This window comes from Occallatibacter sp. (assembly GCF_036502485.1).
Classification (GTDB): Bacteria; Acidobacteriota; Terriglobia; order Terriglobales; family Acidobacteriaceae; genus Telmatobacter.
The window spans coordinates 1-6,582 of sequence record NZ_DASXYM010000014.1 but is presented as its reverse complement, the minus strand read 5'-3'; the positions used below and the strand labels follow the sequence as shown (position 1 = coordinate 6,582).

Annotated in this window: 6 protein-coding genes; 2 read left to right on the top strand and 4 right to left on the bottom strand. The window is 62.9% G+C overall.

The genetic code is table 11. The features are described 5' to 3' along the window. The 4 genes from VGL22_RS02515 to VGL22_RS02500 form a co-directional block, all read right to left on the bottom strand. Nucleotides 1–659: PLP-dependent aminotransferase family protein (locus VGL22_RS02515; RefSeq protein WP_465265301.1), on the bottom strand; the 659-nt coding region annotated here is incomplete at its 3' end. A 134-nt stretch (nt 660–793) separates the two neighbouring features. After that, complete coding sequence (gcvH, locus tag VGL22_RS02510) at nt 794–1,177, bottom strand: glycine cleavage system protein GcvH (RefSeq protein WP_465265300.1); 384 nt, start codon at nt 1,175–1,177, stop codon at nt 794–796. Between the two features lie 118 nt (nt 1,178–1,295). Next, on the bottom strand, nt 1,296–1,589 hold the full coding sequence (locus tag VGL22_RS02505) for a muconolactone Delta-isomerase family protein (RefSeq protein WP_465265299.1): 294 nt from the start codon (nt 1,587–1,589) through the stop codon (nt 1,296–1,298). A 38-nt stretch (nt 1,590–1,627) separates the two neighbouring features. After that, nucleotides 1,628–2,992, bottom strand: a complete 1,365-nt coding sequence (locus tag VGL22_RS02500) for a M48 family metallopeptidase (protein ID WP_465265298.1) — start codon at nt 2,990–2,992, stop codon at nt 1,628–1,630. A gap of 212 nt (nt 2,993–3,204) precedes the next feature. Here VGL22_RS02500 and VGL22_RS02495 point away from each other — a divergent pair, with 212 nt between their 5' ends. Both VGL22_RS02495 and VGL22_RS02490 read left to right on the top strand, forming a co-directional pair. Continuing rightward, complete coding sequence (locus VGL22_RS02495) at nt 3,205–4,857, top strand: metallopeptidase TldD-related protein (RefSeq protein WP_465265302.1); 1,653 nt, start codon at nt 3,205–3,207, stop codon at nt 4,855–4,857. Nucleotides 4,858–4,871: 14 nt separating this feature from the next. Further along, complete coding sequence (locus VGL22_RS02490) at nt 4,872–6,509, top strand: metallopeptidase TldD-related protein (RefSeq protein ID WP_465265297.1); 1,638 nt, start codon at nt 4,872–4,874, stop codon at nt 6,507–6,509. The last annotated feature ends 73 nt before the right edge of the window (nt 6,510–6,582 follow it).

Sequence of the window (6,582 nt, the reverse complement as noted above, 5' to 3'; positions counted from 1 at the left end):
TCCTCGATGATGCCGAAGAAGTTGGGGCTCTGCACGAGGACCGCCGCGGTCTCTTCAGTGACAGACTCTTCGAGGACGGCGAGGTCAATGCGCCCCGTCGCGTGGTCGTAGCCCACAAGAGAGGTGGGCAGCTCACGATGGCGGAGGTAGGTGTCGATGACTTCGCGGTACTCGGGATGCACGCTGCGCGCGACGATCGCCTTCTGGCGACCGGTGACGCGCATGGCCATAAGGATGGCCTCCGCTGCGCCGGTAGAGCCGTCGTACATGCTGGCGTTGGCCACGTCCATGCCGGTGAGCTCGGCAATCATGGTCTGGAACTCGAAGATGGCCTGCAGGGTGCCCTGGGTGATCTCGGCCTGGTAGGGCGTGTAGCTGGTGAGGAACTCGCCGCGCTGGACGAGGGCGTCGATAATCACCGGCCGGTAATGGCGATAAGCGCCGGCGCCCAGGAAGCTGGTGTAATCGGTCGCGTTCTTCTGGCCGGCGGCCTTGAAGTAGTCGATGATTTCGCTTTCGGCCTGTTGGCGCGGGACGTCGAGGTCGCGGGTGAGGCGGTATTCGGCCGGAATGATGGAAAACAGGTCGTCGATGGCAGCCGCGCCGATCTCTTTGAGCATCTGCTCGCGCTCGGCGGGACTTTTGGGTAAGTAACGCATGTTTAGCTGCTAGCTCCCAGCTTCTAGCTTCTGGCTAAAAGCCCATACGGCAGCAGGTACCTGGCTGCCGGAGTGATCTGGTTATAGATGCAGCGTCGAGCAGAACGAATCAGCTAGAGGCTAAGAGCTGCAGCTCACTGCTCTTCCGCAGTAAACGCTTCGTAGGCCGCAGCATCCAGCAGAGAATCGAGTTCGCCAATGTTGGAGAGCTCGACTTTGATGATGAAGGTGTCGTGCGGGGCGGAGTTGATCTTGTCGGGCTCGGCCTTGAGGGCCTCATTGGTTGCGGTCACGGTGCCGGAGACGGGTGAGTAGAGGTCGCTGACCGCTTTGACGCTCTCGACGGAGCCGAAGGTCTGGTGGGCGGTGACGGAGTCGCCCACCTTGGGCACGTCGACGTAGACGATGTCGCCGAGCGAGTTCTGGGCGTAGTCGGTGATGCCGATGGTTCCGATGTTGCCTTCGACCGCGATCCATTCATGCTCGCGGGTGTAGCGCAGATTTGCCGGGTAAGCCATGGGGCTCCTCGTTCCAAAAAGAATGACGACATATCAGTGTAAGGTGTCGGGCAGGGGCATCGGAAAGCCCGCAGTCTGGCCGGGACGCCATTTGCGGGCCCACGGCAAAGCCCGGCGGCTATTTCGCCTGGATAAAACCGGGATAGGGCTCGAGAGGCGCCAGGGCGACCAGCTCCAGCATACCGGCCTGGGCGATGGGAAGGCTGGCGAGGGCATCCCGCACTTCGGCTTCGCTGGCCGCTTCCCAAAGGATGGCGGCGCCGGGCATATCGGCGCGGCGCCACACCTGGCGGAGGATGCCGGCCCCGTAGAGCTCGCGCACCCGCTGCGCCTCCCGGTCGGTGAGATCCCTGGTGAATGCCTCGGGTGGAAAAGCATCGGTGCGGCGGCGGCTCAGGCTCATGAATTGCATGATCAGATTCTAAAAGAGCAGTGGTCAGCCGCCAGCGATCACTGCTTGAAGAACTCTCCATGCCCGCCGTTCGCCCACGGATCGTAATGCGCGGCGAAGTTGGCGCGATTCTTCACCGACGGATGGTTGTACAGCCAGAACTCCACCAACCGGCTCGGTTCCGGGTCTTCGAGCCACGCCTCCCCCAGCGCATTGAATGCGGCAACGGCTGTCTTCTGCGGATCGGGTACCAGCCCGTGCATCGCTTCCTGCCCGTATACGTCGGCCTGGTGTTCCATATAGCGGCTCACCGTGTTGCTTGCCGGCGTGAGAATGAAGCCGGCAATCGACACCGCCAACAGAAGCACCACAAATCCCGCTCGCGTCCCCAGCGGCGCAATCGCGCCCCTCGGCCCAATCTCTTCGTGGATGTCCCAGCTCTCGCCGTAGCGGCCGACCAGCCACTGCGCAAAGGCCGCGCAGGCCCAGAAAAGGAAGAACATGCCCACGGCCGAAGCGATCAGCCCCTTCACGATGTGGTGCAGCACGTAGTGGCCGGTCTCGTGGCCAAAAATGAACATCACTTCATCGTTGGGCACGCGGCCGGCGGTGGTGTCCCACACCACAATGCGCTTGGTGGCGCCCAGACCGGTCACATATGCATTCAGCCCGTTGGTCTTGACGCTGGCCTTCATCAGATACATGCGGTCCGGGGGAATCTGCGTTCCGGTGCGCGCCACCACTTTTTCGAGATCGGCGACCAGGGGCGCGTTGTGCTGCGAGAGGGGCTCGAATTTGTCGAAAATGGGTTCGAGCAGGGGCTCGCCGACGGCGCCGGCAACCGACAGCGGAACCGCCACAATCCAGCACCATAGCCAGAAGTGCCGCGGCGACACCTTCACGATCCAGTTGAAGAGCAGAAGGCCCAGGCACCCGAAGACGATCGTCAGGCCCAGGCTCTTGCCCTGGTCGCCAAACCAGCCCGCCCAGCCCTGCACGCTGATGCCGAAATGGCGGCTGACGGTGTGGCCGATCATGTCGAGCGGCAGGCTGGCCAGAAAGGTGATCACGAAAAAGGCGCTGAAGAACCACACGCCCTGCAGCCAACGCATGCGCGTAAGGCTCGCCGCCCAGCTGCCCAGCCCAGCGGCCGTGCGCGTGGTCAGCAGCAGGGCCATTACGGCCAGACTCCAGAGCGTTCCAACAATCTCCAGTGTCAGGCGGATCTTGTTCAGCGTCTTGGCCTTGGCCAGCTTGTCAGGGGGCAGATGATAGGCCTGATCCGCGGAGGGCGGCTGCTGGGCGGTGATGGCCTGCCGTTCCTCAGGGGAGGGCTCCGCGGCAGCCTGCGCCCGCAGCGCAGCGGAACCGTGAAAGAGCGAAGAACCGAACAGAACCAGGGCAAGAAGGCGTGCAAATCGCAAGCGGTTTCCTCAGCAGTGCTGTTTATTTGAGACAATTGCGGCTACCGATGTTTTTACCTGATTGTTTTCCTTCTCTGCCATCTATTTGTGGTGTTTGTGCGGGCCGAACGTTTCGCCGGTTGTTGCCTGGAGGGCTGGCGCTTCTTGCCGCCGCCGCCCTGACTTCACCGCAGATTGCGGCTGCCCAGAAGGCTCCACCGCTTTTGGACGCGATGACCAGCGAACTGCAGCGCGCCTACCAATCGCTGGGTCACGGAGAGGTAGCGGATAAGGAAAATCAGCTCCCGCCCTACTTTCTGAGTTACACGGTGAGCGACGCCGACGTGGTGATGATGCAGGCGCAGTATGGCGCGCTGGTAGCCGATAACGCCAATCGCGTGCGTGTGGCCGACATCCAGGTGCGGCTGGGCGATGCCAGGCTCGACAATACGCACGGTTCGCATCGCGGCTCGGCCGTCAACAGCGTGCAGCTTCCGCTGGCGGATGATCCGGTGGCGCTCGAGCGCACCCTGTGGCTGGGCACCAACAGCGGCTACTCCAACGCGCTCGATAACTACCTTCGCGTGAAGACGGAGGCGCAGGTCCGCGCCAGGGAAGAGGACAACTCGCCGGACTTCAGCGAAGAGAAGCCGCAGGTGGCGATTGAGAAGCCGGCGCCGGCTGTGAAGGTGGATCGTGCGGCCTGGGAGCAGCGGGTGGCAGGGCTGTCGAAGATTTTCCGCGCCTACCCTGACGTCTATCAGAACGCGGTGATTCTCAGCGTGCAGAACGAGACGGACTACTTTGCCTCGTCGGAGGGCTCGCGGTTGGTGACGCCGCATTTGCAGGCGCGATTGGTGGCCCTGGCGGTGACGCGTGCTGAAGACGGCATGGACCTGTTCCGCGCGCGCACATTTGAGGCCGAGACCCTGGAGGGCCTTCCCACGCAGGAGGAGCTGGAAGCCGCGATGAACGACCTGGCCAAGAGCCTTGAGGCGCTTCGCAAGGCTCCCGTGACCGAGCCGTTCGATGGCCCCGCCATTCTCTCCGGGCGCGCCTCTGCTGTGTTCTTCCATGAGGTGCTGGGGCATCGCCTGGAAGGGCAGCGACAGCGCGGCGAAGACGAAGGCCAGACGTTTACCAAGGATGTGGGCAAGCCGGTTCTGCCTTCGTTCCTCTCGGTCGCCGACGATCCAACCAGGACGGTTTTCGATCACACCTGGCTGAGCGGCGCTTATCAGTATGACGATGAAGGGCAGAAGGCGCAGCGCGTGGAGCTCATTCAGGATGGTGTGCTGAAGACGTTCCTGATGTCGCGGCTGCCCATCGCCAGCGTGTCCGCGTCCAACGGCCACGGCCGCGCGCAGACAGGCCGTATGCCCACCGGGCGGCAGGGAAATCTGATCGTCAGCTCAACCAGGTCGGTTTCTGAGGCTGAGCTCCGCAAGCAGTTGATTGACGAAGCGAAGAAGCAGGGCAAACCCTACGGTCTCTACTTCGAAGACATCTCGTCGGGCTTTGCCGTTACCCAGCGCAGTTCGCCGCAGGCGTTCCAGGTGATTCCGCTGGTTGTCTATCGCGTGTATGTGGATGGGCGCCCGGACGAGCTGGTGCGCGGGGTCAGCATTGTGGGCACGCCGCTGGCGGCCATGAAGCGCATCATCGCCACGGGCGATAAGAGCGAAGTCTTCAATGGCGAGTGCGGCGCCGAGTCAGGCTCAGTGCCCGTGAGCGCGATTGCTCCCGCCATGCTGGTGAGTGAGATGGAAACGCAGCGGCAACCGCAGGGCACTGCGCGGCCGCCAATTTTGCCGATACCGTCAGAACAGGCAACAGGCAACAGGGAACCCGGAACAGCAACCAGCGCGCAGCAGGGGGTGCAGTAATGAGACGGACATTCGTGGCACTTCTGGCAGGCGCGGCGTTGATTGGATTCGCACCCCGCTCCTCTGCGCAAGCGACGCGCGGGGATGCTGAAAAGGACCCCGTGCTCAAGGCCATGCTGCAGGAGCTGGACCGCAGCAAAGCCGACCTGCAACTCAAAGGCTTTGAGAGACCGTTCTTTATCGAGTATCGCGTTCTGGATGTGGAAGCGTTCGAGACCAAGGCCGAGTTCGGCGCCACCGAGGGCTCGTCACAGGCGCATCAGCGCATTGCGCGGGTCACGGTGCGGGTGGGCGACTACAAGACCGATAGCTCCGGCCAGCGCGGCGACGGTGCGCTGCAGTTGAGCGCGCTTGGCGAACATCCGATCGCCATTCGTTCTGCTCTGTGGCAGGCCACCGACCAGGCCTTCAAGGAGGCCCAGGACGCCTACGCGCAGAAGCAGGCCGAGCTTAAGCAGGTGCAGACGCCGCCGCAGGCCGATGACTTCAGCAAGGAGAAGGCGGTCATCTCGCTGGAGGAGCCGGAACAGCTAAAACTCGATGAAGCCGATTGGACTGGGCGCGTTGCGAAAGCCAGCGGCCTGTATCGCACCGATGCCACGGCCAAGGCCGGCGAGCACGATGTGCAGTATTCGATGGCTTCATTCAACGGGCGCGTGACCACCACGCGGCTGGTGAACAGCGAAGGCACCATCGTGCGCAAGAGCGCGGGGAGTTATCAGGAGAACTTTGGCGTTGGCACGCAGGCGGCGGACGGCATGCGGCTCGATCGCTCCTATGGCACGAGCGGGATCGCTCTTGCCAACCTCGACTCGGCCGAAGACTTCAACAAGCATGCTGTCGCGCTGATCGCTTCGCTTCACGATCTGAGCAAGGCTCCGGTGGTGGAGGAGGAATATCACGGGCCGGTGCTGCTCAGCTCCGATGCTGCGACGGACGTGTTGCATGCGCTGCTGGCGCGCGGTGTGACCGCCACCCGGCCAAGGCTTGGCACTGAGGCGCGCACCAACGGGCCCTTCGCGTCGAGCTATCACGCCAGGGTGCTGCCGGAGTTCATCGACATTACCGACGATCCGTCGCTGAAGACGTGGAACCATCGCAACCTGGTGGGCGCCTACGCCGTCGATGACCAGGGTGTTCCCGCGCAGGCGGTGAAGGTGGTCACCGCCGGCAAGCTGGAGAACTACCTGATCGGCCGCGAGCCGGTGCGCGATTTTCCGAATTCCAACGGGCATGGGCGCGCGGCGCTGATGGGATCGCCCCGGCCTTCCATTGGGGTTCTCAAGGTGACAGCGGAAAACGGCATCAGCGATGAAGAGCTGAACCAGAAGCTGCTTGCCCTGGCCAGGGACCGCGATCTGAAGAGCGTCTATTTTGTGCAGACGATGGGCGGCCCCAAAAACCCGCGGCTCCTCTATCGTGTGGGCCTGGATGGCAAGCGCGAACTGGTGCGCGGAGCCGAGTTGGACGATCTGGACCAGAGGGCGCTGCGCTCCAGCATCGAGGCCGCCGGTAAGGATTTGTGGGTGGGGAATTATTTCGGCGAAGTGCCCGAGACGGTTCTCGCGCCCGCGTTGCTGCTGAGCGACGGCACGGTCAAACGGGCCAACGAGAAGAACGAAAAGCTGCCGTTTTATCCGGCGCCGGAATGAGGCCAGTGATCGGTGGTTAGTGGTGTCCGCCATACAGATGATCATTTATCCAGATTGAAGGGTACGGGCTTCA

Excerpts from the sequence above, each read along its gene's own strand:
- gcvH (WP_465265300.1), bottom strand. The coding sequence starts at position 1,177 with ATGGCTTACCCGGCAAATCTGCGCTACACCCGCGAGCATGAATGGATC.
- VGL22_RS02505 (WP_465265299.1), bottom strand. The coding sequence starts at position 1,589 with ATGCAATTCATGAGCCTGAGCCGCCGCCGCACCGATGCTTTTCCACCC.
- VGL22_RS02495 (WP_465265302.1), top strand. The coding sequence starts at position 3,205 with ATGACCAGCGAACTGCAGCGCGCCTACCAATCGCTGGGTCACGGAGAG.